Below are 24,067 nucleotides of genomic sequence, written 5' to 3'. Positions count from 1 at the left end.
CTCACGCGCCGATATCCACGCGCTTGCCGGTCCGCGAGGACTCGTACGCCGCTTCGACGATCTCCTGGACCCGAGTCGCTTCGGCGCCACTGATGAGCGGATCCCGTTCGGCCTCGATGCAGTCCAAGAGGTGCTCCACCTCAGCCTGATACATGTTGACCAGCGGGGCCTGGATGGCTTCGGTCCGGCCGCCGGATGGCGTACCCTGCGCCGCGTCGTAGCCGCCCGGCTCGTCAACCACATGAGCAACCATGTTCCCGCCCGGCATCTGGCCGAGCGTGTGATCCGCAATCACGCTGCCTTTGGTGCCGTAGACTTCGAGTATGTACTGCGATGCGGCGTCCGGCACGTTGAAGCACGCCTCGACCATCCCGTGCGCGCCGCCCGCGAACTTCAGCATGATGGTGGCGATGTCGTCAACAGGGTATCCGAACGTGATCGTGTCCGCCTGCGCGGAAACCGAAGCGACTTCCCCGAGCATCCACCGCAGCAGATCAATGCAATGCGTCGCGAGATCCGGAAGCGCGCCTCCCCCACCCTTTTCCGGATCCTGGCGCCAGGCGCCCTCGATCTCAGGATACCAGCACGTGAAGTTCGCTCGCGCGAGCACCGGCTGACCGATATCTCCCGCTTCGATCATCTCCTTCAGACGCCGATGAAGCGCGTGGAAGCGCATCATGTACCCGACGGCGAGCTTGACGCCATTTGCCTCGGCTGCGCCTGTGATCCGCCGGCATTCCGCCGCGGTGATCGCGAGCGGCTTCTCGCAGAGGACGTGCTTCCCGGCCTCGGCGGCGGCGATCGCGTGCTCGGGGTGGAGACACACCGGCGTGCCGATATAGACAACCTGCACGTCGTCCCATGAAAGCAGCTCAGCAACATCGGTCGTCGTCCGACTCACGCCATACTTGCGCGCCACCTCGCCTAGGCGGTTGCCGTCCACGTCCATCAGCGCCACGAGCTCGCACCGATCTGAGGGCACAATCCCCTCAGGCATCGTGCGCCGGTCCGCGATGCCACCCGCTCCTATGACTCCCCACTTCCAGGCCATCGTCCGCCTCCATCTCCCCTAGACGGCGTATGCTCCGGCGACCTTTTCCAACGCCGTGGCCGCGTCCTTGAGGTCCTTGCGCTCGACGGTCGGATGCACCAGCAGCCATACCGTCCTCGCGCCAATCCGCTCCGCGACCGGCGTCTTCATCTTGCTGTAGTCCGGCGGATCGCCGTACCACGGACATGCGAACGGACATTTGGTATGGCCGTATCCAACGTGCTTCTGGAAAACCTCCTCCATCTGGTTGCTCGGTGGCACGCCGGCGATACAAGGGATGCCCTCGGCGCGCAGGGCAAGGATGAAGTCATCGCGGCTGCACTTCAGGGTCTCCGGCTTGATGGTGAATGCGTACTTGTAGAAGGCATGCTTGACGTGCGGCGCCTCGTGCGGCGGCTCGAGCTGTGCGATCCGGCCGATGCACTCGCTCAGGAAATGTGCATTCTCGCGCCGCTTGTCCACCCACTCATCGAGACGCCTCAGGCACACCATGCCAATTACGGATTGCATCTCGGTCATGCGGTAATTGAAGCCGACGCGGTGATGGATGTAGGGATAGAGCGCCTCCATCTGGAGCAAGTCCTTGTGCTCCTCCTCCCAGTAGCCGTGATCCTTAAAGCTGCGGCCAATCTCGGCGAAGTCGTCGTCGTTGGTCGTCACCATGCCGCCCTCGCCGCCGGTGGTGATGATCTTGTCCTGGCAGAAGCTGAAAGCGGCGAGGTGGCCGATGGAGCCGATCTTCTTTCCTTTGTATTCCGCGCCGTGAGCTTGCGCGGCGTCCTCGATGACGACGAGGTTGTGCTTCTTCGCCAGGTCCATCAGCGGATCCATCTCTGCCGGATGTCCGTGCAGGTGGACCGCAATGATGGCCTTCGTCCTGGGCGTGATTGCTTTCTCGACGGCGGCGGGGTCAATGTTGTACGTCTGCTCGTCAACGTCAACGAATATGGGGACCGCATTCTGGTGGCAAACGGCGGCGGCGGTTCCGATGAACGTGTAGGAGGGACAGATCCCCTCGTCACCGGGGCCGATGCTCGCCGCGGCGGCGGCGACGTGCAAGGCGCTCGTGCCGCTGTTCAGCGCGATGGCGTGCTTCACGCCGCAATACTCCGCCCACTGCTTCTGGAACTCCATGCCGCGAAAGCCGGTCCAGTAGTTGATTTTGCCGGAGTCAAGCACCTCGCGAACCGCCTGCTTCTCTTCTTCCCAGAAGAACGGCCACGGGGGATAGGGTTCGGCTCGCACCGGCGTTCCACCGTCTATGGCTAGCTTCGCGCTCATGTCAGTCCTCCGCTGATCGGTTGCGGGCGTCTTCGGCGCGCCGAGGGGGGAGTCCTGCCCGGTCGAGTCGTGTCACGGGCGTGTCAAGGGAGAACCGGTATGCTCGCAATCCGCACGGCTTGATGCGGCCTGCGTGTTCGGTCGTCCTATCGGAGCCGAGGTCGCAGCGGGAGTCGGGCGAAGCGCGGCCGCCTCCCCTACTCCGGCACGGTTTGCAGGAGGAAGCGCGCGTTATCCAGGTTCTGCTGCGCTTCCTGGTTCGATGGGTCGAGGCGCACGGCTTCCTCGAAGCAGCGGATGGCTTGTTGGATGTGCATTCTGACGGTCGCGGAGTTCTGTTGTGTCTCGCCCTCGCCCGCCAGGCGCAGGTGTTCTCGCCCGAGTTCAGCCAATCGCCGGCCGCGCTCGGTTTCAGCGCTCGGCTCCGGCTCCTCTGCGGGCTGCTGCTCTTGCGGGACGACTTCGACGACCGTCGAGGGCTCGTCGGGCGTCTCGAGATCCTCAACGGGCGCGGACGGCTCTTCAGCGCGGTTTGGCGGCGGCGGCGGGATGTATCTGGGGGCGGTCGTTTGCGTCTGAGCCGGTGGGCGCGAAGGCGGACTGGGCTGCCGGCGGGAAGCCCCGCCGGGCCACAAGGCGGAGCTTGAGGTGAAGAGCACGATGAGAACGCCGGCGGGGATCCATGCCGCCAAGTCGGATGTGCGCACCAGGGGTTTCCCGAGCGCCGCCACGCTGTTCACATTGCCGATGCGCCGCACCGTGTAGGGATGGTCGAACAGGAGTTCCTTCGCGGCGTGCATGAGCCCGACATTGACGTATCTGTTGACTGGCCAGCGTTCGAGGTCGGGGTGTTCCTCCCCATCGGGCCTGGGGCCGGGGTGACTGGCGAGCGCGGCGGCGAGCACCTCGGCGTCATGCGGCGCGGCGTCGAGGAGGCGGGCAAGCACGCGCACCGTCCCCGACTTGCCGCCCACCAGGCGCGCGCCGATGGCGTCGGCGGCGTACTCCCGCTCGCGCTTGAGCAGGTTGACGAACAACGTGCACACCGCGATCGCGGCGATGATGAGGCCGGCCCACATCGCAAGGTAGAACGCGAGGAACACCACGAACATGGCGATGAACAAGCCAATGAGCAGGCCCCAGATGTCCGTCGCGGCGCGCAGAGTCGTGTGGATGATGGGTCCGATCATCCGCCCCGCGAGATAGGCGAGGCTCACCAGCAGGTTGGACACCCACGTCATGATATGAATCGGAAAGATCAGGGCAGTGAAGACCGAGCAGTCGAAACTCAGCATGTGGCCAATCTCGTGCCCGACGACCGAGCGAAGCATCTCCTCGTCGTCACCGACGAGATCGAGGATGCCCTTGTGGAACACGATCACCGAGTGCCGCGGCCCGAAGCCGTAGGTGTACGCATTGGGATCCGGGTCGGGGTCGAGATAGATCCTGGGCATAGGTATGCCCGCGGACGCGCTGACCTGCTTGACCGCGGCGTAGATTCGTCTGCCGTCTTCGTCAGTTGAATCCGGCGTTACCTCCGGCAGGCTCGGATTGAGCGTGCGGTAGATGTCAATCGCATAGGCGATCGCGAACGCAAGCAGGCCCAGCAGCCCGATCTTCCAACTCACCCTGAAAATGATCGCCGCGAATGCGCAGAAGATCGAGACAACCACTGCCGCGGCAAGCACCGTGACAACGATGTGCCTCGTATCGCGAGAAGCCGTGTCTCCGGAAGGTCGTGAGTTCATATCGTATCGTCCACCTGGCATACTGTAGTATAGATATGGCGTATGATTGAATGCGCCTTTGGCGTGGGATCCGAGGCGCGGGAACGCAAACTGCGTGCGCGACGAGGCGGCACGGGGTGAATGCGAGTCGGGGTCACGCGCGGCGCGGCGATGCGCTACATCAGGCCCTTTTCCTTCAGGCTGACCCAGCGGCCGTCCCCGATGATGACGTGATCGAGGACTTCGATGCCCATGACCTTCCCCGCTTCGACCAGGCGCCGCGTCAGAGCCTTGTCTTCCTCGCTCGGCGTCGGGTCGCCGCTGGGATGGTTGTGCGCGACGATGACCGAATGCGCCGAATGTGACACCGCCTCGTGGAAGACCTCGCGGGGATGGGCGACGTTCGACGTGAGACTGCCCATCGAGACAGGGCGCACGGCGATGCACCGATTGCGCACATCGAGCAGCAGGGCCTTGAAGTGCTCCTTGTCCTGGTAGCGCATATCCTCCATGACGAGACCGGCGGCCACCTCCGGGCAATTGACGACCGGCTTCTCGTTCGTAATGGTAGCTAACCGTTTGCCCAACTCGAACGCGGCCTTGATTTGTGCCGCCTTCGCCATACCGACGCCCGGCACCGCCGATAGCTCGGCCACCGTCGCCGTCGCGACCGCTCTCAAGCTGCCGAAGTGCTTGAGCAACTGGTTGCCCAGGCTGATGGCTGAACCGCGGCTCGAGCCGACGCGCAGGATGATAGCGAGCAACTCCGGCACGCTCAGCGCCTCCGCGCCAGCGTGGGCGAGCCTCTCCCGCGGGCGCTCATCCGCCGGGATATCGCGGATCATCGTGCTGTACGTTTCCATGGCGCCTGCTCGGAACCGGGACCGCTCCCGATTTCGACTCGGGGGTGCGGGATTCCTTTGTATCGGTGCTCTCGACCTCCATCTCTACGGGCCGTTGACAGGAGTCGGTGCGCCGCGCAGCGAAGACCGTTGCGGTTCGTCGGGGTTATGCCCGATGGGGACTACGGGAGGGATTGCGAGCATGAGACGAATGGTCCTGGAAGTCGTGATGGTGATGGCCGCGGTGCTGTGGCTTGTGGTGGGGCCCGGGTCCGCGCAGGCGGCACCGGCTGATGGCCGCGTGACCATCGAGGCGCTGCTGCGCGAGATGATAGATATGGAACGGCTCGCGACCGCGCCGCAGCCCGGCATGGAGTGCGACCAACAGTCGAGTTATGATCGAGCAAGCGTATCGCCGGAACAGGACGGCTGGTTCGCGAACGGCGACGCCGGCAAGTTTATCCGCCAGGAGCAGCGCGACGGGCGCACCGAGTTCGTGATGGCGGAGATAGACGGCCCGGGAGCGATCGTGCGCCTGTGGTCGGCAAACCCGGACGGCGGCGGCACGATTCGAATCTACGTTGACGATATGCAGACGCCGGCGCTCGAAGCCGACTTCCTCGCGTTGACATCGGCGCAGATGCCGGAGTTCCCGGCTCCCTTCAGCGGTCGCCGCGCGCTGGGGGCCAATCTCTACTTCCCGATCGCATACCAGCAGCGCTGCAAGGTCACGGTCGACAAGCCGAGCTTGTATTACCACGTCGGCTATCGGACGTACCCCACAGGGACAGTCGTGGAACCGTTCTCCATGCAGGCCCTGGACGAGGCGCGCCCGACGATGCGCGAGATCGGCGAGATCCTTTCCAGGCCCGCCGTGAGCTTCACGACGAAAGGCGCGCAGCGCCGCGACGAAGATGCTACCATCGCGCCGGGAAGAGAACTCGTACTCGACGACTTCGCGGGGCCGGGCGCGATTGTGCGCATGGAGGGCTTGATCGACGTGCCTGCGGAGCAGCTGTTCGCCGCGATGCGCGAGACGCTGCTGACGATCAGTTTCGACGAGGAGCGCGAGCCGAGCGTATGGGCGCCGATTGGCGACTTCTTCGGCTCGACGCCCGGCGTAAACCCGCACGAGAGCCTTCCGGTCGGCATGCTCGGGGACGGCCGCTGCTACTGCAACTGGTACATGCCCTTCGCCAAACGCGCGCGCATTGCCATTCGCAACGAATCAGACGACCCGGTGAGTGTACGGCTTACCGTATGGAGCAAGCCCGCGGAGTGGAGGCAAGGGCGTACGCTCTACTTTCACGCGAAGTGGCGCAATGACTGGCTGCTCGCCCAGCCGGAGTTTGTTGACTGGCCGATGCTCGAGGCCGGCGGGCCGGGGCGCTTCGTCGGGGTCATGCTCGGCGTGGTCAACACGAAGCCCGGCTGGTGGGGCGAAGGCGACGAGAAGGTCTGGGTTGACGACGACACATTCCCCAGCTATTTCGGCACCGGCTCCGAGGACTACTTCGGCTACGCCTGGTGCAACACCACGCTCTTCAGTCACGCCTACCACAGCCAGAGCATCGTCACCGGCCCGGGCAACTTCGGGTATACGGCGGTCGCGCGCTATCACGTCTCTGATGACATTCCGTTCCAGAGACGCATCAGGTTCGACATCGAGAAATGGTCAGGTGCAGATCGCGAGTACGCCTGCACGGCATACTGGTACGCGGCGCCCGGCGCGACGGACTTCTTTGCGCCGGTGTCCGCGGCCGAGCGGCGCATCCGGCCCTTGCCGGAGCCTTACCGCGTGAAGGGAGCGGTCGAAGGCGAGAAGCTGGAGGTCGCCCGATGCACTGGCGGCAAGACCCAGGTGCAGGACCTGTCGGGAGACTTCAGCGACAGCCGTCACTTGTGGTGGCTCAACCCCGAGGAAGGCGATGTCCTGGAAGTCAAGGTGCCGGTGGCAAAGGCCGGCCATTACGCTGTCACGCTGGGCATGACCAAGTCATGGGACTACGGCATACACCAGCCGCTTGTTAGCGGTGAGCCCGTGGGGCGACCCGTGGATCTCTACGCGCAGCAAATCACGCCGCTGAAGGTCAACCTGGGCGAGTTCGACGTACCGGCCGGAGAGTTGCTGATCGGCCTGCGATGCGTCGGCACGAACCCTTCAGCGCAGCCGGTTAACCGCATGGCGGGGATAGACTACGTGCTGCTGGAGCCTGTCCGCTAGCGGCCGTCTCTTTCGCGTGTTGCCCGGCAGCCGCAGCGTTCTTGAACCGCGTGCGTTGCTCAGGTCCGGTCTTCCGACAGGACCAGCAGCCAGCCTTTGCCGGACTCGACCGGTATTTCGTCAGGTGGGCGGAACTCAGCCGCGTCCTGAAATCCGGGAATCGCCGGGGCGACGATCGTCGCCTTCTCCGGATCGAGGCCCAACGCCGCCCAGTCGACGCGCAGCCGGCAGCGCACCGGCTGCTTGCCCCACAGCGACTCCCGCGCCCAACTGGCGATCGACACGAGCGTCTTGTCCGGCTTCACATAGGCCGTCGCAAGCACGTTCTGGTGATCGGTCCTTACCGGGCACGCGGGGTCCCAGTATCCGATCATCCGCGCGTCCTGAATCCCGAACTCGTCCCACAGGCGCCAGATATGCTTCGGGTCGGCCCCGCTGTAGTAGCGGGCCGTCATCCCATAGACCATGCCGCGCCACGGGTTGCCGTTGTCCTGCAGCATCTCGCCGAACAGGCCGAAGGGGATTCCGGAGATCTCGACCAGCCAATAGTCCGGGCTTTCGTTGTAGTCGTACCCTTCGCCGAACCACAGGCTGTTGACGTACGGGAAGTGCTCCATGTACAGGCAAGCCGGGCTGACGCGGCGATCATTGAACGTGAAATCGTTGCCGGAGTGAAAGTCCATCAGCGACCCGGGGCGCATACGGTCCATGACCTTGCGCACGCGCTTCATGATTTCGCGGTTGTAGCCGATGCCGTCGAGATAGAGCCCGTCGATCTCGACATGCCCAAGCAGCCACGCCAGGCCTTCCAGGTAGTAGTTGTGCCAACGCGAAAGCCCAGTGGTCGCCATCGCCGCATCCACCCGGCCATCCTCGAACGTATGATGCCACGCGGGAGCGTAATGATCCACGAGATGCTCGCACAGCCACGAGTGACCGCCGCCGGTCCCGTCGGTGAACACTTCGTGCCCCAGACTCCGCAACGCCCATATCTCCGCCACGTAGTTGCTGAGTTCGCGCACGGTGTAGTAGATCTTGACCGCTACATTCTTCGCGTGGGCGTCGTTGACATAGGCGGCCAGCTCGTTGGCAGCCAGGAAGGGATAGTTGATGTTGGGATTCAGGTCGTTGCCGTGGTGGACGTTGATGATGTTCGCGCCGGCATCCACGGCCGTCTGCGCGGGCACGGCGGCGTGATAGTAACGCTGATTCCAGTGAGCAGGGTCGAGAGACTTGACGGGCGTGACGAGCAGACCGAAGCAGAACTCAAGCTCCTCCCCGGCCTGCAAGGCGCGTTGGCCACTATACGCGCCAACCGTCACGATATCGTTGCCTTCTTCGCTCACGATGCAGCCGCCGCGGCCGCCGTTGTGCCACGCCGCGGGCAGGTCGGGCAGCCCGCCGAGTGACCATGAGTCCGCCGGATCCTTCAGCTTGCAGTACAGCCCGGCGGCCACGTCGCCCACCCACACGGAGTTGTTCGCCCGCCGCGCATCCCAGGCCCACTGCCATTCCTCGGGCCGGTAGCCTCCGGTACGTCCGAGACCCATCATGTACGTCGCCGCCTCGCGGCGCATCGGGATCTCGAGGCGTATGTCTTTCACCTCCACCCTCTGCCGCGCGGCGATGGTCACGCGGAAGTTGACGTAGCCGTCGCACTCCATCTTGGCCCAGCAGCGCATCTCGAGAGGCCCGCCCGCGTTGCCGGACTGCCACGTCACGGCGCCCGGCGCCTGCTTCAGAATCCTGGGACGGCCGCCTCCCCATTCAGTCTCATTGGACTCGCGCCCCTCCCCCACTTCCGCGACCATGGCGATGGGCTTCGCCAGTATCTCGCGCCCGCTGCTGGTGATGCTCTCCGGGAGTCCCGTGTCCGCGAACCGCACCTCGCGTCCGAGGCAGGAAACCGTCCGGCCCGCCACGTGCAGCGCAGTATACGGGGCGACGACCTCGTCATCGAGTCCGATCGTCGAATCCAGCCAACGCAACCGGGCCTGGCGCCAGAGATCGTTGTCGCCGTGGTCGGCGATGGCATCGGCGCCCACGGTGATGGACAGGTCTACTCTCGTTTCCGGAAGGTTCAGGGGCCGTACGTTCAGGGCGCCTCGCAACTCGCCTGGTTGCGTGCCCTCTGGTAGCTGCACGCCGAACCACAGCGCCTGGGCCGCTCCCTGCGGCACCGTGACGTCCTTCTCGAAACTTCGTCCGAGCCAGTCGGTGCCGCCGAGGTTGAAGCAGTGGAACGCCGCCGCAGGGATGCGTTCCCCGCTGTCGGATGTGAGGTCGTCGAATGTGACTTTGAGCCCCTCGATACGTTCCCGCGCCGCGTACAGGCCGATCTGAAACACGTAGAACTCGCCGCGCTGCGCCGCGCCGTCGAAGCGGCTGCTCGGCCCGTTCCGTACCCACCGCAGCGGCAGATCGGCGGTCATCCGTATGGCGTGTTCGCGGTCCTCCGGGAAGAGCAGGTAGGGTACGCCGGGATGCCGTGCCAGCATATCCTGCATCTCAGCCGCGCTCGCCGGGACTTCCATCGGATCGAAGCGGTCGAAGTCCGTACGCGCTTGAATCTCCACCACTGTAGCCCGCGGGAGCGTCCGCCATTCGCCCTGCGCGAGGCCCGCGGGCGTCAGACCGTGGCGATCGACCCAGGCGGGATCGGCGGTATCCTCGGGCGAGGAATAGCGCGTCGCGTAGCCCCACGGCTGGGTTGAAGCCGTGTAGGGCATGTAGTAGACCTGGTACTCGCCCGCAGCGCCGGCCTGAAAGACGACGTCGCCGGCTTCGCGGCTTATCTCGGCTCGGACGACGTTGGTCACCTGCTCGCCGGTTGCCGCGTAGATGATGACGATGTTATTATCCTGCGCATCGTCACGTCGGCGCCACGTGATGTGGACCCATACCGCGTCGGATGGCTCCTCGACCCGAACCACCGCCCTGTGATTGCCGAGGCCGTCAGCCGGCCACGAACCTACTCCGCGAGGGATGTCTTCCTGCGCGCCGCAGACAGCAGCGCACAGGAGCACGATCAGGACAGCCGCGAGGAGCATGAGCGTTTGCCTTTCTGCGTGCGCCGGGATCGGGTGTGCGCGGGGATCTTCGGGCCGGTTCGCCGGGGGCATCACACACGCGCGCCAGTGGTCGTGCAGACGAGGCGGCCGTGTTTCACGCCGCGCGTGCTGATGAGCCGGTCGGCGATGGCCTGGACATCCCGCGGACGGCCCTTGAGCACGACCACTTCGAGACAGTTGTGCTGGTCGAGGTGCACGTGCGTGCTGCAGACGACGGTGGCTTGATGCTCGTGCTGAAGGTGGGTCAGGACGTCACCCAGCTCGCGGGTCCCGTGGTCATAGACGATGGTGACCGTTCCCACGACCCGGGACCTGCCGCCGACCCACTCCTGGCCGACAAGGTAGTTGCGCACGATGTCGCGGATAGCCTCGGAGCGGCTGCGGTAGCCCTTCTCACGGATTACTCGATCGAATGCACGCAGCAGCCGCCGGCTCATGGAGACACCGAAGCGCTCTGCCGTTTCACTACTGTCGTCGTGATCGCTCATGTCATGCGAACTCCTGCGCGCGGCGGCAAGACGTCGGTCGCGCGCGCCCCCGCCGCACCTATCGCATCTCCCACGCGCGCTCTGCGGAGAGCAGCCCCCGCGATGCCGGCTTGGGCGTCCGGATGCCGGTCCTGACCTTGAAGCTGCGTATCTCGTAGGGCTTGATGTCCACCACGAGGACGCCATCGGTCGCCTCGACGGGCCCGAGCGTGTCCTCGAGCAGGTCAACCTCGGTCACCGCGGCCTGAGCTATCGGAAGTTTCACCCGCGCTCGTGTCGCCTGCCCGTGCGCCTCCCAAACGCGAACCAGAAGGTCGTTGGAGTCCTCGCACAACTTGGTCGCGGAGACGAAGACATTGTCCGGCTCGACGCTGAGCATAGAGTACTCGGAGCCGAGCGCCCCCTCGTGGCGGTCGACAGCCCGGGCCAGGAGCGGGGCATTGAGCTCCTCGGCGCGGCGCTGGGTCAGGGCTTCGCGCCATCCGCCGGTGTGAGGAACCAGGCTGTATGTCATGGTGTGCCGCCCGAGATCGGCGACCGGGTCCGGGTCGGTGGTGCTGCGCAGCAGCGTGATCGTCATCTCGCTTCCGGTGACGCTGTGGCTATACTTGGAATCGTTGAGCAGGCTGACGCCCCACTCGCCGCCGGAGAGGTCTATCCATTTCTGCGCCGGCACCTCGTCGCCGTTGCACTGGTGCGCGATGTTGCCGAACGGTATTTCGCGGACGAACTCGTCCACGTCAACCGCAACCGGGAAGCATACCTTGAGCGCGGTATGGTACTCGCGCCAGTCAATGGTCGTGGGGAAGTCTATGCGTTCGATGTCCTCGTACAGCGAGATGCGCTGGTGGTACACGCTGCCTTCTCGGAAATACCGGACCTCGACCGTCGCGCGCACCGGCCCGCGCTCGACGACGCGAACCGAGACCGGGTTAGCGAGCTCTGCGACGTCGCCGGTGTACTTGATCTCCCACGCCGTATGCCCGCCGCTGTCGTCGCCCAGTAGGCGCAAGACGTTGCCTCGCGCGCCGCGCGCCAGGATGTCCCGCCCCAACTGCTTGTCCCGTATGGTGATGACGTGGCCGGTCTTCGCGTCGACCTCGACGCGGCAGCGCGGACTCTCGATCCAGTAGTCGCCGGCGGCGAGGCCGCTGTCCGGCGCGGCATCGCTGCGCTCGATCCAGAACACCTTGAAGCCGAACGCCGGCACGTCGCGCGCAGCGAAGATCACCTGACAGCGCTCGAACGCTTCGTAAATCGTCTTGCTGCTTGCGACCTGCGCGGCCCAGGTGGCGCCGGTCGCATCGCGGGCCGTGAGCTGCGCCGGCACCTTGTCGTAATCCAACGTCACCTCCGCGATGTCAGTGCGCGGCCAGGGCAGCGGGTTGAAGACGATCACGGCTTCGCCGCTACCCTCGGTGTTGGCGCGCTGCGCCAATGCTGCAAGCGCGTCGTCCAGCACGCGTTCGCCCGCCGCCTCCACGTCGCGATAGAGATCCATGGCGTCGGCGTGAACCTCCGTGATTGATGATCCCGGAAGAATGTCATGAAACTGGTTGAAGAGCGCTCCCCGCCACGCCTCGGTCAGGGCTGCGCGCGGGTAATCAGACCCGCCCGTCAACATGGCCATGACCGCGAATTTCTCGCCGTTGGGCAGGAGCGTCTCGCACTTGCGATTGCGGCGCTTCATCTCGGCCTGCGACGAGTAGCAGCCGCGGTGGTAGTAGTTGACTTCGTCGCGCCAGACCGGCAGACGGTCGGCCTTCTCACGCAGGGCGGCAAAGACATCGTCAGCGGTCGCCAAGCAGACCGTGGGCATACCAGGGAGTCGGGCGAGACCGCGGAACATCTCGATGTCACGCCGAGTGGGGCCGCCGCCGTGGTCCCCCACCCCGTACGGTACGGCCAGCATGTTGGCGCCGGTGTCCTCCGCCAGCGCTTTCAATGTGGGCGGCAATCGCGAGAAGTCCGGCGGGTCGCCGAGCGCCGCGCCTATTGCCTCGAGCGTGTCGCGCCCGTTATAGAACAACACCTGGGAGCCGTCAGGACCTTCCCATCTGAGCAGCGGGCCAGGGCCGAACGTGAACTTGGCGAATCCGAGGCTGTCCATATGGCTTTTCTTGAGGATCTGGGGCAGGGTCCAGGCGAGGCCGAACGTATCGGGCACACACGCGATGTGTGCCTCGACGCCGAACTTGTCCCGGAAGTACCGCTGCCCGTGAAGACATTGCCGGACGAGCGACTCGCCGCTCGGCATGTTGCAGTCGGGCTCCACCCACATCCCGCCGACGATGCTCCAGCGCCCCGCCTCGACCGCCCGCTTGATCGCGGCGAACAACTCGGGGTCATGCTCCTCCATCGCCGCGTAGAGGAGCGCCTGGCTCTGGGTGTAACGGAAATCAGGGTAGTCCTGCATGAGCTGGAGCGCCTGGCCGAAGGTGTCGCGGCAGACGCCGATAGTCTCATCCCACTGCCACCGCCAGGCGACATCAATGTGCGACTGGCCCATCATGTACAGCGTGCAGTCCGAGATATCCTGGGCGGGTGACGCCACAGCCAATGCGCCGAGGATGCAGAGGATGACGAGGACGCGGGTGACGGACATGATTCTCATTGCTCCCATGACGTGTTGGCTCGTGGAGTGAGAGCCGGCAGGTGTCGGCTGGGCGATGGCGCGCCGGCGACAGCCGCACGGGCTCGATGCCTCCCGAGCACGCTTCTTCAATTCGCCACAAATGCGTGACGCCCTTCGCGGGCTGATGCCGCCGAAGCGCATGCTGACGACATGGTTCTCGGGGCTGCCGCTGAGATTCGAGTCGGTGGGCACAAGGGAGCGACCCGCCTCCAGGTGCAGCGAGGCGGGTCGCGGAAACCCGTGCATCCCAGTCAACCGGGATGCGTTGCGACTGCCGGTCGCATGGCGGCGCCTACTGGATGCTGTTTGGCAGAACGACTAGTGCCAGCATCGGGTAGAAGCCCAGTCGCATGTATTTGACGTGGCCGTCAACAAACATGACCGGCATGGCGATGACGATGGTCGGGGGCGTGCCGCCCAGCTCGACGGGGATGACGTGTTCCATGCAGTAGTCGTGGGAGTACCCTTCGTGCACGGCGTATTCGTCCTCTCCGCCCAGCGGCTTCCACACCGGGTCGTCGAAGATGCCGACCGCATTGGCGCAAGCCCAGTAGTCCTGCGGGTCGTCATAGTCGCCAGAGGGGATAAAACCCAAGAGGTCCGCTGCATCCCAAATGGTGCCGGTCGTGCCCTGCTGGGCGGTCGCGCCGCTGACACCAGCATCGAAGTGGCAGCAGCCCCACCAGTACGTACCGCAGCCGTTCGACGCGTCGTACGGGTCGGAGGCCAGGCGCCCCACCTTGCGGACACCAATAGCGGTGCCGGAGGTCAGGACCTCGGTGTGGATGGCGAAGTGCGGATAGCGCCGCATGGCGGTCGGACAGTTGAAGAGATCCAGGCTCTTGACGTACGGCACGAGGGCGTCGGCCAGTTGCCAGTAGTCGGCCGATCCGAGCCCGCTGAAGTCGGTGACATACTGATTTGCGGGATCCAGGGGGTGTGCGCTCGACTGCCAGCCGGTGCAGTTAGCCGCCGGGAGCACCTCATCGTAGTCCTGAGCGTACATGATCGCCGCAAGGGCGATCTGCTTCAGATTGGACAGGCAGGTGGCCTTCCTCGCTGCCTCGCGAGCGCGCGCGAACACCGGGAACAGAATGGCGGCGAGGATTGCGATGATCGCAATCACCACCAGCAGCTCAATCAGGGTGAAACCGCGGTTCTTTCGCATGCTGACATACCTCCTTTGGTCTCACGCGAAAGGATTCGCTGGAACGCATATGATCAGCTATGACGACGCGCGAGCCCTCTGACCTGACGTCACCTCCTTCGGGGCTAAACCTTACGCGATCGTGCCACCTATGCGAATCGGAGCAGCGTCCACAGTCACCGTATGCTCATGACCTCCCGATTGGGGCAGGCCGTGTAGTCACTACTGCATATTATACTACCCGCTTGCCGGTTTGCCTACTACGCTTACCCGTCGTCAGCGCCTGCGGCGGGACTCACCGTGGGCACATTCGGCGGGCGAGACGGCGGGAGCACCCCGTTTGGAGGGGATAACGAAGCGGCCCGCCTCGATCCGGATCGAGGCGGGCCGCCTACCGCTCAACGGTCCCGTCGGTGGAGACGGGAAACCGTCTGCCGGGAACAGGCTCTACTGGATCTCGTTCGGCTGCGAAGCCATCCCGATGAACTGGTAGAAGCCGAGCCGCATGTACTTGACGTGGCCGTCAACAAACATTGTCGGCATCGCAATCGGGACGGTGGGAGGGGTCCCGCCCAACTCGACCGGGATGACGTGTCCGCCATTCAAGAAGTCGTGGGAGTACCCTTCGTGGCACCCGAAGCTATCTTCGCCGCCCATCGGCTTCCACACGGGGTCGTCGAAGTTGCCGACCGCGTTGGCGCAGGCGAAGTACTCCTCTGGGTTGTCGTAGTCGCCGGAGGGGATGAAGCCCAAAACGTACGCGATGTCAAACATGGCGCCAGTCGTGCCTTGCTGGTCTATGGCGCCGCTGACGGCGTCATCGAAATGGCAGCAGCTCCACCAGTACGTTCCAGAGCCGTTCGACGCGGCGAGGCGGCCGACCTTGCGTACGCCGACAGCCGTGCCGGAGGTTAGAATCACGGTCTCAACTGTGAAGCCCGGGTACCGCCTGCTGTTGGTCGGGCAATTGAAGATGTCCAGGCTCTTGATGTACGGCACGAGAGCGTCCGCCAGCTGCCAGTAGTCGGCCGATCCGAGGCCGGTGAAGTCGGTGATATACTGGTTGGCGGGGTCCAGGGGGTGTGCGCTCGACTGCCAACCGGTGCAGTTAGCCGCCGGGAGCACCTCATCGTAGTCCTGAGCGTACATGATTGCCGCAAGGGCGATCTGCTTCAGGTTGGACAGGCAGGTGGCCTTCCTCGCCGCCTCCCGAGCGCGCGCGAACACCGGGAACAGGATAGCGGCGAGTATTGCGATGATCGCAATCACCACCAGCAACTCAATCAGGGTAAAGCCGCGGTTCTTTCGCATGCTCACAAGCCTCCTTAATGGTCGCGAAAGGTCTCACTGAGACTCATATGATCGGCTATAACGACGCGTGAGCCCTCTTGCCTGGTCTCACCTCCTTCCAGGGCCAAGCGTTACCCAATCGTGCCACTCACGCGAACTGAAAGAACACCCGCAGTCTCCGCAAGCTCGTTAAATCTCAGGAGCAGAGGATCTTGCGCTGGCTGCTCGATATTGTACTGCGCGCTTGCCGGTTTGCCTACCGCGCTCACATGTTGTGACGCCTCGAGCGGCTTGTCCGCCGGGCCTCGCGCCGCCCACGTAGAAAAAACGTTTGCGGCACCCCCGGGAAGGCCGCTCGTCCGTTGCGGCGGTCATGACTCATCCGTCACAGTCGTCCACGCATACCGCGTTTCGCGAAGTCCGCGTCGAACGCCTGCCGAAACCGGCCCTCACGGGAAGACGCCCCCGCATCCATTTCCCGTGACCTCGCCGGAGGTTTCGTCAGTCGCCCAACCGATTCCTGCCGCGTTTCCTCCTGCGCGGCGAGCCGGGATCGGGTGCGACTCGTCCTGCGACGGACTACCACGCGGCATAGGTTCGCCCGACCGCAAGCAGCACGATCAGATCAGCGACGAGCCATACTGCTGCCAGCCCGAGCAAGACCGCACGCCGGCTGCGGCCCGCGAGATGCGCCCAGCCGGCTATCCCCAGAATCGCCAGGTACGGCCAGGTCACGAGCATGTAGCGCCCGCCTTCAACGGTGCGATAGTCCACGAGAAGCGTGTAGCGCAGTACACCCGCAGCCACGAGGACAGCGAAGGCCATCATGAGCCCCATCGCCTGTGCCGGCACGCGGTCGAGGCGCGCTGCTCCACGGAGATGATCCGTCACTAGCAGTATGAGTCCGATGAGCGCGACCGCGCACACGACCCCGGTCAGCGCCAGATACGGACTGCGGGGGATGACCTCCCGGATGGCCCAGTAGGGCGCCCACAGCGTCAGGAAGCTCAGCTTCGCCCAGATTGATGCAACACTCAGCGCGAGGTAAGGGTTGGCCAGCATTTCGGCCGTGTTTTCAAACGGGGGCTTGACGTAGGCATAGACCATGGGTTGGCCGAACAGCACGAAGTTACGAATCCACCAGGTAGATGGGATGAGGAGGGCCGGCACCATCGCTACGCCGAGCCCCGTCAGGCGTCGGCGAAGCCGCGGCCCCTCCGCCCCCCGCGGAAGCAGCATGCCAATGACAAGCACCGGCAGCAGGGCCAGGGCGACCTCCTTTGATAGGATTGCCAGCCCTGTCAGAACACCCAGCAAGACCCACCGCCGGGGCGCGTCGTTGCCCGCCATGATCGTCACCATGGTGTGGAATACTGCGGACACGAGCAGCACAACGAGGGCGTCGTTATTCACCACCGCCGTCATATAGCCGAACAGGGGGAGGAAAGCGAGTGCCGCCACTGCGGCTAGGCGGCTTGAGTTGTCCTCCCGGAACATCAGGCTGGCGAGCGACCACAGGAACCACAGCGCAGCCAGGCCCAGCACCGCGGAGAACAGACGCAGGGCTCTGATCCGCGCATCTTCGGGCAGAAACAGCACGGCCCGATATACGCCGGCGGCGACCAGGTAATACAACGGCGGATGCTGCACCTGATGAGACACCGCCGCACCGGGGCGGTAGACGTCGGCCTCGCCGAGGGTGGGGAATCTCGCATCCAGTGCAAGCGACTCGATGTAGGCGATGTGACCCGGCTCGTCGGGGCCCCAGCGCAGGCGGGTGGCGAATGAGTAGACTGCGGCGAGCACCAGGTAGCCGACTAGGATCACGACCAGCGCGCGCGTTGAAAGACGCGCCGGCGCGCCGGCTTTGGATCTCGGGGATGGTCGCATGCCTCCCGTTGCATTCGTCGGTTTCAACGTGACTCCTGCAAGTGACGGGGTGTGCCGATGCGGTGCGGGACAGCAGGGCACGCAGGCCGGACTGCGCCGGCCCGGCGGCGCGCGCCGGCACTTGCGTGCATGGGCGCAAACGCTTATAATGCTACCTCGATGGTTGGCCGCCGAACCGGCGGGATTGGCCGGGCCGTTGGCCTCCAGCCGGGCGTACTACCGAGGTTCGTGTATTAGGGAAGGACGCAAGGGATGGCGGGGCACCTCCCGAACGAACCTCGTCCGGAAGAGTCTACGTGTATTACGGGCGCTGCGGTAATACACGAGACTCTATAAGCGGATAACGGCCCCGGCGGGCAGATGCGACCGACGAGACTCGGCGTTCCGCAGGGGTGTGGCCTCGGACGGCGCACTGTCGGCGCGGGGATGCCGGGCGGGCTACTGACCGCCGACCGGGGGCTGTCGGGAGCCTGGCCTTCACGGGAGGGCCGGCGGAACGGTTGGTTTACCCGGGATACTCCCTCCCGGTGTGAAGCTGGAGTTCGGTTCTCCGCGGCACGGCGGCCCTCTCCTAATGGCGGGAATACGTTGAGGCAGGTGCGATGAAGATCCTCATCCTCGGCTGCGGCCGGGTGGGCTCTGCGCTCGCCACACTGATGTCTCGCGAGAATCACGAGGTCACTATCCTGGACCGGGATAGTAACGCATTCCGGCGGCTCGGTTCAGATTTCGGCGGGCAGCGCGTGGTCGGCAATGGGATTGACGAAGACATCCTGCGGCGAGCGGGCGTACAGAACGCCGACGCTTTCGTTTCGGTCACCAACGGGGATAACACGAACATCATGGCGGCGCAGATCGCCAAGGAAAAGTTCGGCGTCCCGAGGGTGATGGCGCGAATCTATGACCCGATTCGGGCCGAGGAGTACGGGAAGATGGGCATGGCGACTTTCTGCTCCACCGCGGTCGGCGCGGGTATCGTCAGAGACCTGATCACGGAGCAGCCGGTGCGGAGCTACGAGGAATACGCGCGACTGACGAGCGAACTCGGGCGCTAGACCCGAGGAGGTGCGTTGATGTACGTCATCGTGGTCGGGGGCGGCAAGGTCGGGTATTACTTGACTAAGACCTTGCTCAGCGAGGGGCGCGAGGTGCTGCTGATCGAGAAGGATCGGCGCCACGCGGAGCTGCTCGCGGAGGAACTTGGCGAGGTGGCGATGGCCGGCGACGGCTGCGAGGTCCGGGTGATGTCAGAGGCCGGCATGGGCCGCGCGGAAGCGGTGGTGGCCGTCACCGGCGACGACGAGGACAACTTGGTCATCTGCCAGATGGCGAAGCGGCACTTCGACGTCAAGCGTACCATCGCTCGCGTCAACGACCCGCGCAACGAAGAGATATTTCGCCTGCTCGGGATAGATGCGACCCTCGCCAGCACCAAGATCATCTACAGCCTCATCGAGCAGGAGGTTGACACCGGACAGGTCGTGCCGCTCACGGCACTGAAGCGAGGGAACATCGAGATCGTTGAAGCTGATTTGACGGCGCAGTCCCCGGTCGTCAACCGCGCGTTGAAGGATATACACCTTCCCGGCGATTCCGTAGTGGCCGTGGTTATTCGCGGCGACCAGATCGTACTTCCCAGCGGTACCACCCGCTTGGAGGAGGGTGACTGCGTCATCGCCCTCACGCGACCGGCGGACGAGCGCGCGCTGCGCGAGCTGATGGCGGGAAGCGCGGGAGACGGCGCGGAGTCGGGGACGCGGTAGCGTCTTTGTGATCTAAGGGAGGAGTACGGAAATGCGATTGGGTGTGCTGACTGGGGGAGGAGACTGCCCCGGTCTCAATCCAGCTCTGCGCGCAGTGGTGATGCGCGCCATGGACTTCGGCGACGAGTGCGTGGGTATCAAGCTCGGTTGGGCCGGGCTCATTGACAACGATACGTGTCCGCTCACGCTGGAAATGGTCGAGGACATCATCTCGCGCGGCGGCACCATCCTCGAATCGTCTCGCACCAACCCTTTCAAGCGCGACGAGGATCTCCAAGCCGTCCTGCGCAACATCGAGGAACTCAAGCTCGACGTCATCGTTGCCCTCGGCGGGGAAGACACGCTCGGCGTGGCGCACAAGCTGTTCGCGCTGGGCGTGAAGACCGTCGGCATTCCGAAGACCATGGACAACGACCTCAATTGCACGGACTACACGTTCGGTTTCGACAGCGCCGCAGAGGTCGCGACCGATGCCGCGGACCGGCTTCGCGACACGGCGCGCTCCCATCGGCGCGTGATGGTGCTGGAGGTCATGGGACGGCACGCCGGCTGGGTCGCTCTCGAGGCCGGCGTCGCGGGGGGTGCGGATTGGATCCTTATCCCCGAGGTGACCCTCGACCTTGACGAGATGTGCGCCCACATCGCGCACCTGCGCGAGCGCGGAAGGAACTTCGGTCTGATCGTCGTGTCCGAAGGCGTGGAGATCACCGAGGCTGAGCAAAGCACCGCGACCACGGACGACTTCGGGCACGTCATCTTGCGTCAGCGCGGCGTCGGCGAATTCGTCGCCAAGGAGGTCGAGGAGCGTACCGGCTTTGAGACGCGGCTGGCGGTGCTCGGGCACATCGTCCGCGGTGGAGCGCCTACCGCGTTCGATCGCATGCTAGCCACTCGACTGGGCATTCGAGCCGTGGATCTGGTTCACGAGGGCAAGTTCGGCTACATGTCGTCGCTGACGAGCAATCAGTTCATCGGCGTCCCCCTGGAGGATGCCGTGGCTGAGCTGAAGACGGTGCCTCACGAACTGTACGAAGAGATCAAGACGACGTTCAAGTGAGCGCGCGCAAAGGGAAGCAACCAGTCAAACGCATCGCGCTCATGACGAGCGGCGGCGACGCACCGGGGATGAACGCGGCGATACGCGCGGTCGTGCGCCGCGCGATTCATCACGGCTCGGAAGTGGTCGGCGTGCGCCGCGGATATCTCGGCCTGATCGAGGGCGAATTCGAGCCGCTCCCGGCCACCGCGGTCAGCGGGATCATCAATCGCGGTGGCACCATCCTGCTCACCGCCCGCTGCCCCGAGTTCAAGACCGAAGAAGGGCAAGGAGACGCCGTAGCGCAGTTGCGCCAGCACCAGATCGACGGGGTGATCGTCGTCGGGGGCGACGGCTCGTTGCACGGCGCGCACGAGCTGTGGCAGAAGTGGCAGGTGCCGACGGTCGGCATACCCGGCAGCATTGACAACGACCTCGCCGGGACGGACTTCTCCATCGGATTCGATACCGCGGTCAACACCGCGCTCGATGCGATAGACAAGATCCGCGACACGGCGGTGAGCCACGATCGCATATTCGTGGTCGAGGTCATGGGCCGCGACGTCGGCTTCATCGCGCTGGAGGTAGGTCTCGCCGGAGGCGCCGAGGCCATCCTGGTGCCGGAGATACCGTTCGAGACAACCAGGATTGGGAGCACGATCAAGCGGGGACGACGGCGCGGCAAGACGTCGTACATCATCGTCGTCGCAGAGGGTGCGGCGCGAGGCATAGCCGTCGCCGCCGATATTGAAGCCATTACCGGAGCCGAGACCAGAGCGACCGTCCTCGGCCATTTGCAGCGCGGCGGCGCGCCGACGGCTGCCGACCGCGTGCTTGCCACCCGGCTCGGCGCGGCTGCGGTGGACGCAATGGTCGAAGGGCGGTTCGGCGTCATGGTCGGCATGCAGGCCAACCAGGTCGTCGTCTTTCCCCTCGAGACGATATGGACGCAGCGGAAGACCATTGACACCTCGGTGTACGAGTTGGCCCACGTGCTGGCGGCATAGTCGCTGCCGTGGCGGGAATCACTGATTCGGCCGCGAGACTGTGCGGCACGCCGCGACATCATTGCCGCGGCGGGGGATACCGTGCTCCAACGACGACGCGTGCATCTGCTGAGACCTGGAGCGCGCCTGGGCCCAGATAGCTGGCCTGTCATTAGCTCGCACCTGCGGCGGGTCGGCGGCATCGTCTCCACGTCCGCCTAGCCGCGGCGTTCGGGTTGTTCGTGACGGTCGTGGGGCGCGCTGTGTACGTGGTCTAAGCTCGTCGCGAATAACGCGGATTAGACAAGGAGGATGTTCGAATATGCCTGTGGGAGGCGAGATACAACACGCACGCATCCCGATGAGCGAGGGCGAGCTTACGCTGCCCACGCTGCCGCCGCTGGAGTGGGGTATGCTGTGGGCGGTGCTGATTACAGCGGTCATCGCGCTGCTCTATGGGTGGTACCTGACGCGCAAGGTTGCGCGAGCGCCCGCCGGCAGCGAGGCCATGCAGAACGTCGCCTCCGCGATTCACGACGGGGCGATGGCCTACCTGGGTCGGCAGTTCCGGACGATGATCGTCCTCGTGCTCGTCATCACGATCGGCCTTTACTTCATGTACCAGGGGAAGTACGCCGAGGATCCGATGATCGCGCTCGGGATCGCGCTGGCGTTCCTCATGGGCGTGTTCGCGTCATATGGCGCGGGTTACGTCGGGATGGGCGTGGCGGTGCGCGCGAATGTGCGCGTGGCGAATGCGGCGCTCGGCAGCTTTAAGCGCGCGCTCGAGTTGGCGTTCCAGGCGGGGACGGTGTCGGGGATGTTCACGGTCGGCCTGGGCCTGCTCGGCGCCACGGTCATCTTTCTCGTGTTCCGCGAGGATGCGATGCGCGTGCTCGTGGGCTTCGGCTTCGGCGGGTGCCTGGCGGCGCTCTTCATGAGGGTCGGCGGCGGAATCTACACCAAGGCGGCGGACGTCGGAGCCGACCTCGTGGGCAAGGTCGAGAAGGGCATCCCCGAGGATGACCCCCGCAACGCCGCCGTCATCGCCGACAACGTCGGCGACAACGTCGGGGACTGCGCCGGCATGGCCGCCGACGTCTTCGAGAGCTACGAAGTGACGCTGGTGGCGGCCATCATTCTCGGCGCGGCGGCCATCTTCGTCGGGGCCGACCTCGGGTTCGGCCTCAAGCTCATCATCTATCCGTTGCTCGTGCGGGCGGTGGGCGTGTTCGCCTCCATCGTCGGCACCTGGAGCGTGCGCGGCCGCGATGACGAGGACATGAACCCGATGCAGCCGATCAATGTCGGCTTCTGGGTCTCGGCGCTGCTCGCCGCGGCCGGATTCGGGGTGGTGACGGTGCTCTACCTGCCGGACTGGCGCTTCTTCGTGGCGACGGCAATGGGCATCGTGCTCGCGCTGATCATCGGCCGACTCACCGAGCATTTCACGCACACCGACAAGGCGCCGGTAACCGAGATCGCGCGCTCGACGCGCACCGGCGCGGCCACCATGCTGCTGGCCGGGCTCGCGGAAGGCATGGAGAGCAGCGTGTGGGCGATCCTGGCGATCTGTTTCACCATGCTCGTTTCGTTCGTGATCTTCAGCGGCAACCTCGCGCTGGCGTTCTACGGCATTGCGTTGGCCGGCCTCGGGCTGCTGACGACGACCGGCTACATTCTAGCAATGGATACATACGGGCCGATATCGGACAACGCCAACGGCATTTTCGAGATGTCGGGTGCGTTGAAGGAAGGGGACAAGAAACAGGAGGCAGCCCATCGCATCGTCGCCCGCCTGGACGCCGTAGGCAACACGACCAAAGCCCTGACCAAGGGCTTCGCCATTGCCACTGCGGTGGTCGCGGCGACCTCTCTGTTCGCGTCCTTCGCGGCGGAGAGCGAACTGGTGGAAACGGGAATACGCGTTAACTTCCCGCCCGTGTTCATCGGGCTGCTCATCGGCGGCGCGGTGCCGTTCCTGTTCTCCAGTTTCGCCATCCGCGCAGTCGGCCGCGCGGCGGGCTTGCTCGTGGATGAAGTGCGGCGCCAGTTCCGCGAGATCCCGGGCATCATGGAAGGCACCGGGCGCCCCGAGTACTCTCGGTGTGTCGAGATCAGCACTCGCGCGGCGCAGAAGGAGCTTATCGGCCCGGGCCTGCTCGCCATCGCCACGCCGGTCCTGGTCGCTTTCGGGCTCGGCGCCGCAGCGCTCGGCGGCTACCTCGCGGGGGCGATCCTCACCGGACAGCTTATGGCCGTGTTTATGGCGAATACCGGCGGCGCATGGGATAACGCGAAGAAAAAGATCGAGGACGGGCTCTACGGCGGCAAGGGCACCGAGTTTCACAAGGCAGCAGTCATCGGCGATACGGTCGGCGATCCCCTCAAGGACACTGCGGGGCCCGCGCTCAACCCGCTGATTAAGGTAATGAACTTGGTGGCGCTTCTGTTGGCGCCGTTTGTGGCGGCAACGCAGTTGGGAGAGATGAGCCCGGCGCTGCGCGTTGTGGTGGTGCTCGCGGCGATCGCCGCGCTCGGCACCGCGGTGGTGTTCAGCAAGCGGAGCGGCCTGGGCGCGGAGACGGCGCTTGAGGAGAAGACCGGGGAGCCGCCTGAGGCGGGGGCTTGATGCC

General features: G+C 64.9%; 16 protein-coding genes. 6 read left to right on the top strand and 10 right to left on the bottom strand.

What is annotated here, in order from left to right; genetic code table 11:
- Window position 1: 1 nt before the first annotated feature.
- The 4 genes from JSV65_02080 to radC all read right to left on the bottom strand — a co-directional run bounded on the left by JSV65_02080 (window position 2) and on the right by radC (window position 4,922).
- A complete protein-coding gene (locus tag JSV65_02080) occupies window positions 2-1,051 on the bottom strand; it encodes a Gfo/Idh/MocA family oxidoreductase (protein UCH35162.1) in 1,050 nt (349 codons plus the stop codon).
- Between the two features lie 18 nt (window positions 1,052-1,069).
- Window positions 1,070-2,332, bottom strand: coding sequence for a DegT/DnrJ/EryC1/StrS family aminotransferase (locus tag JSV65_02075; protein ID UCH35161.1), 1,263 nt, complete (start codon window positions 2,330-2,332; stop codon window positions 1,070-1,072).
- Between the two features lie 197 nt (window positions 2,333-2,529).
- Complete coding sequence (locus tag JSV65_02070; GenBank protein UCH35160.1) at window positions 2,530-4,080, bottom strand: M48 family metalloprotease; 1,551 nt, start codon at window positions 4,078-4,080, stop codon at window positions 2,530-2,532.
- A 155-nt stretch (window positions 4,081-4,235) separates the two neighbouring features.
- Window positions 4,236-4,922 carry a DNA repair protein RadC gene (radC, locus tag JSV65_02065; protein UCH35159.1) on the bottom strand — a complete coding sequence of 229 codons (687 nt, stop codon included), beginning with the start codon at window positions 4,920-4,922 and terminating at the stop codon, window positions 4,236-4,238.
- A gap of 181 nt (window positions 4,923-5,103) precedes the next feature.
- On the opposite strand from radC, the gene JSV65_02060 reads away from it, so the two are divergent.
- Window positions 5,104-7,125: a DUF2961 domain-containing protein gene (locus tag JSV65_02060; protein UCH35158.1), complete on the top strand. Its 2,022-nt coding sequence runs from the start codon at window positions 5,104-5,106 to the stop codon at window positions 7,123-7,125.
- A gap of 59 nt (window positions 7,126-7,184) precedes the next feature.
- Here JSV65_02060 and JSV65_02055 read toward each other — a convergent pair whose 3' ends face one another.
- From JSV65_02055 to JSV65_02030, 6 genes are all read right to left on the bottom strand, one after another.
- Window positions 7,185-10,175 carry a hypothetical protein gene (locus JSV65_02055; GenBank protein UCH35157.1) on the bottom strand — a complete coding sequence of 997 codons (2,991 nt, stop codon included), beginning with the start codon at window positions 10,173-10,175 and terminating at the stop codon, window positions 7,185-7,187.
- 71 nt (window positions 10,176-10,246) lie between these two features.
- Complete coding sequence (gene nikR, locus JSV65_02050) at window positions 10,247-10,684, bottom strand: nickel-responsive transcriptional regulator NikR (protein ID UCH35156.1); 438 nt, start codon at window positions 10,682-10,684, stop codon at window positions 10,247-10,249.
- Between the two features lie 58 nt (window positions 10,685-10,742).
- A complete protein-coding gene (locus tag JSV65_02045; protein ID UCH35155.1) occupies window positions 10,743-13,307 on the bottom strand; it encodes an alpha-mannosidase in 2,565 nt (854 codons plus the stop codon).
- 304 nt (window positions 13,308-13,611) lie between these two features.
- Entirely contained in the window at window positions 13,612-14,487 is an 876-nt protein-coding gene (locus JSV65_02040) for a prepilin-type N-terminal cleavage/methylation domain-containing protein (GenBank protein UCH35154.1), read from the bottom strand.
- A gap of 426 nt (window positions 14,488-14,913) precedes the next feature.
- Window positions 14,914-15,777: a prepilin-type N-terminal cleavage/methylation domain-containing protein gene (locus JSV65_02035; protein UCH35153.1), complete on the bottom strand. Its 864-nt coding sequence runs from the start codon at window positions 15,775-15,777 to the stop codon at window positions 14,914-14,916.
- Window positions 15,778-16,335: 558 nt separating this feature from the next.
- Window positions 16,336-17,583, bottom strand: coding sequence for a glycosyltransferase family 39 protein (locus tag JSV65_02030; GenBank protein UCH35152.1), 1,248 nt, complete (start codon window positions 17,581-17,583; stop codon window positions 16,336-16,338).
- A gap of 665 nt (window positions 17,584-18,248) precedes the next feature.
- On the opposite strand from JSV65_02030, the gene JSV65_02025 reads away from it, so the two are divergent.
- The 5 genes from JSV65_02025 (at window position 18,249) to JSV65_02005 (ending at window position 24,063) form a co-directional block, all read left to right on the top strand.
- Window positions 18,249-18,701, top strand: coding sequence for a TrkA family potassium uptake protein (locus JSV65_02025; GenBank protein ID UCH35151.1), 453 nt, complete (start codon window positions 18,249-18,251; stop codon window positions 18,699-18,701).
- 18 nt (window positions 18,702-18,719) lie between these two features.
- Window positions 18,720-19,409 carry an NAD-binding protein gene (locus tag JSV65_02020; GenBank protein UCH35150.1) on the top strand — a complete coding sequence of 230 codons (690 nt, stop codon included), beginning with the start codon at window positions 18,720-18,722 and terminating at the stop codon, window positions 19,407-19,409.
- A gap of 31 nt (window positions 19,410-19,440) precedes the next feature.
- Window positions 19,441-20,466, top strand: a complete 1,026-nt coding sequence (locus tag JSV65_02015) for a 6-phosphofructokinase (GenBank protein UCH35149.1) — start codon at window positions 19,441-19,443, stop codon at window positions 20,464-20,466.
- A 41-nt stretch (window positions 20,467-20,507) separates the two neighbouring features.
- Window positions 20,508-21,452, top strand: coding sequence for a 6-phosphofructokinase (gene pfkA, locus JSV65_02010; protein UCH36674.1), 945 nt, complete (start codon window positions 20,508-20,510; stop codon window positions 21,450-21,452).
- 340 nt (window positions 21,453-21,792) lie between these two features.
- Window positions 21,793-24,063, top strand: a complete 2,271-nt coding sequence (locus tag JSV65_02005; protein ID UCH36673.1) for a sodium-translocating pyrophosphatase — start codon at window positions 21,793-21,795, stop codon at window positions 24,061-24,063.
- Window positions 24,064-24,067 lie beyond the last annotated feature (4 nt).

Source organism: Armatimonadota bacterium (assembly GCA_020354555.1).
Classification (GTDB): Bacteria; Armatimonadota; Hebobacteria.
This window is presented reverse-complemented; position numbering and strand designations above follow the sequence as displayed.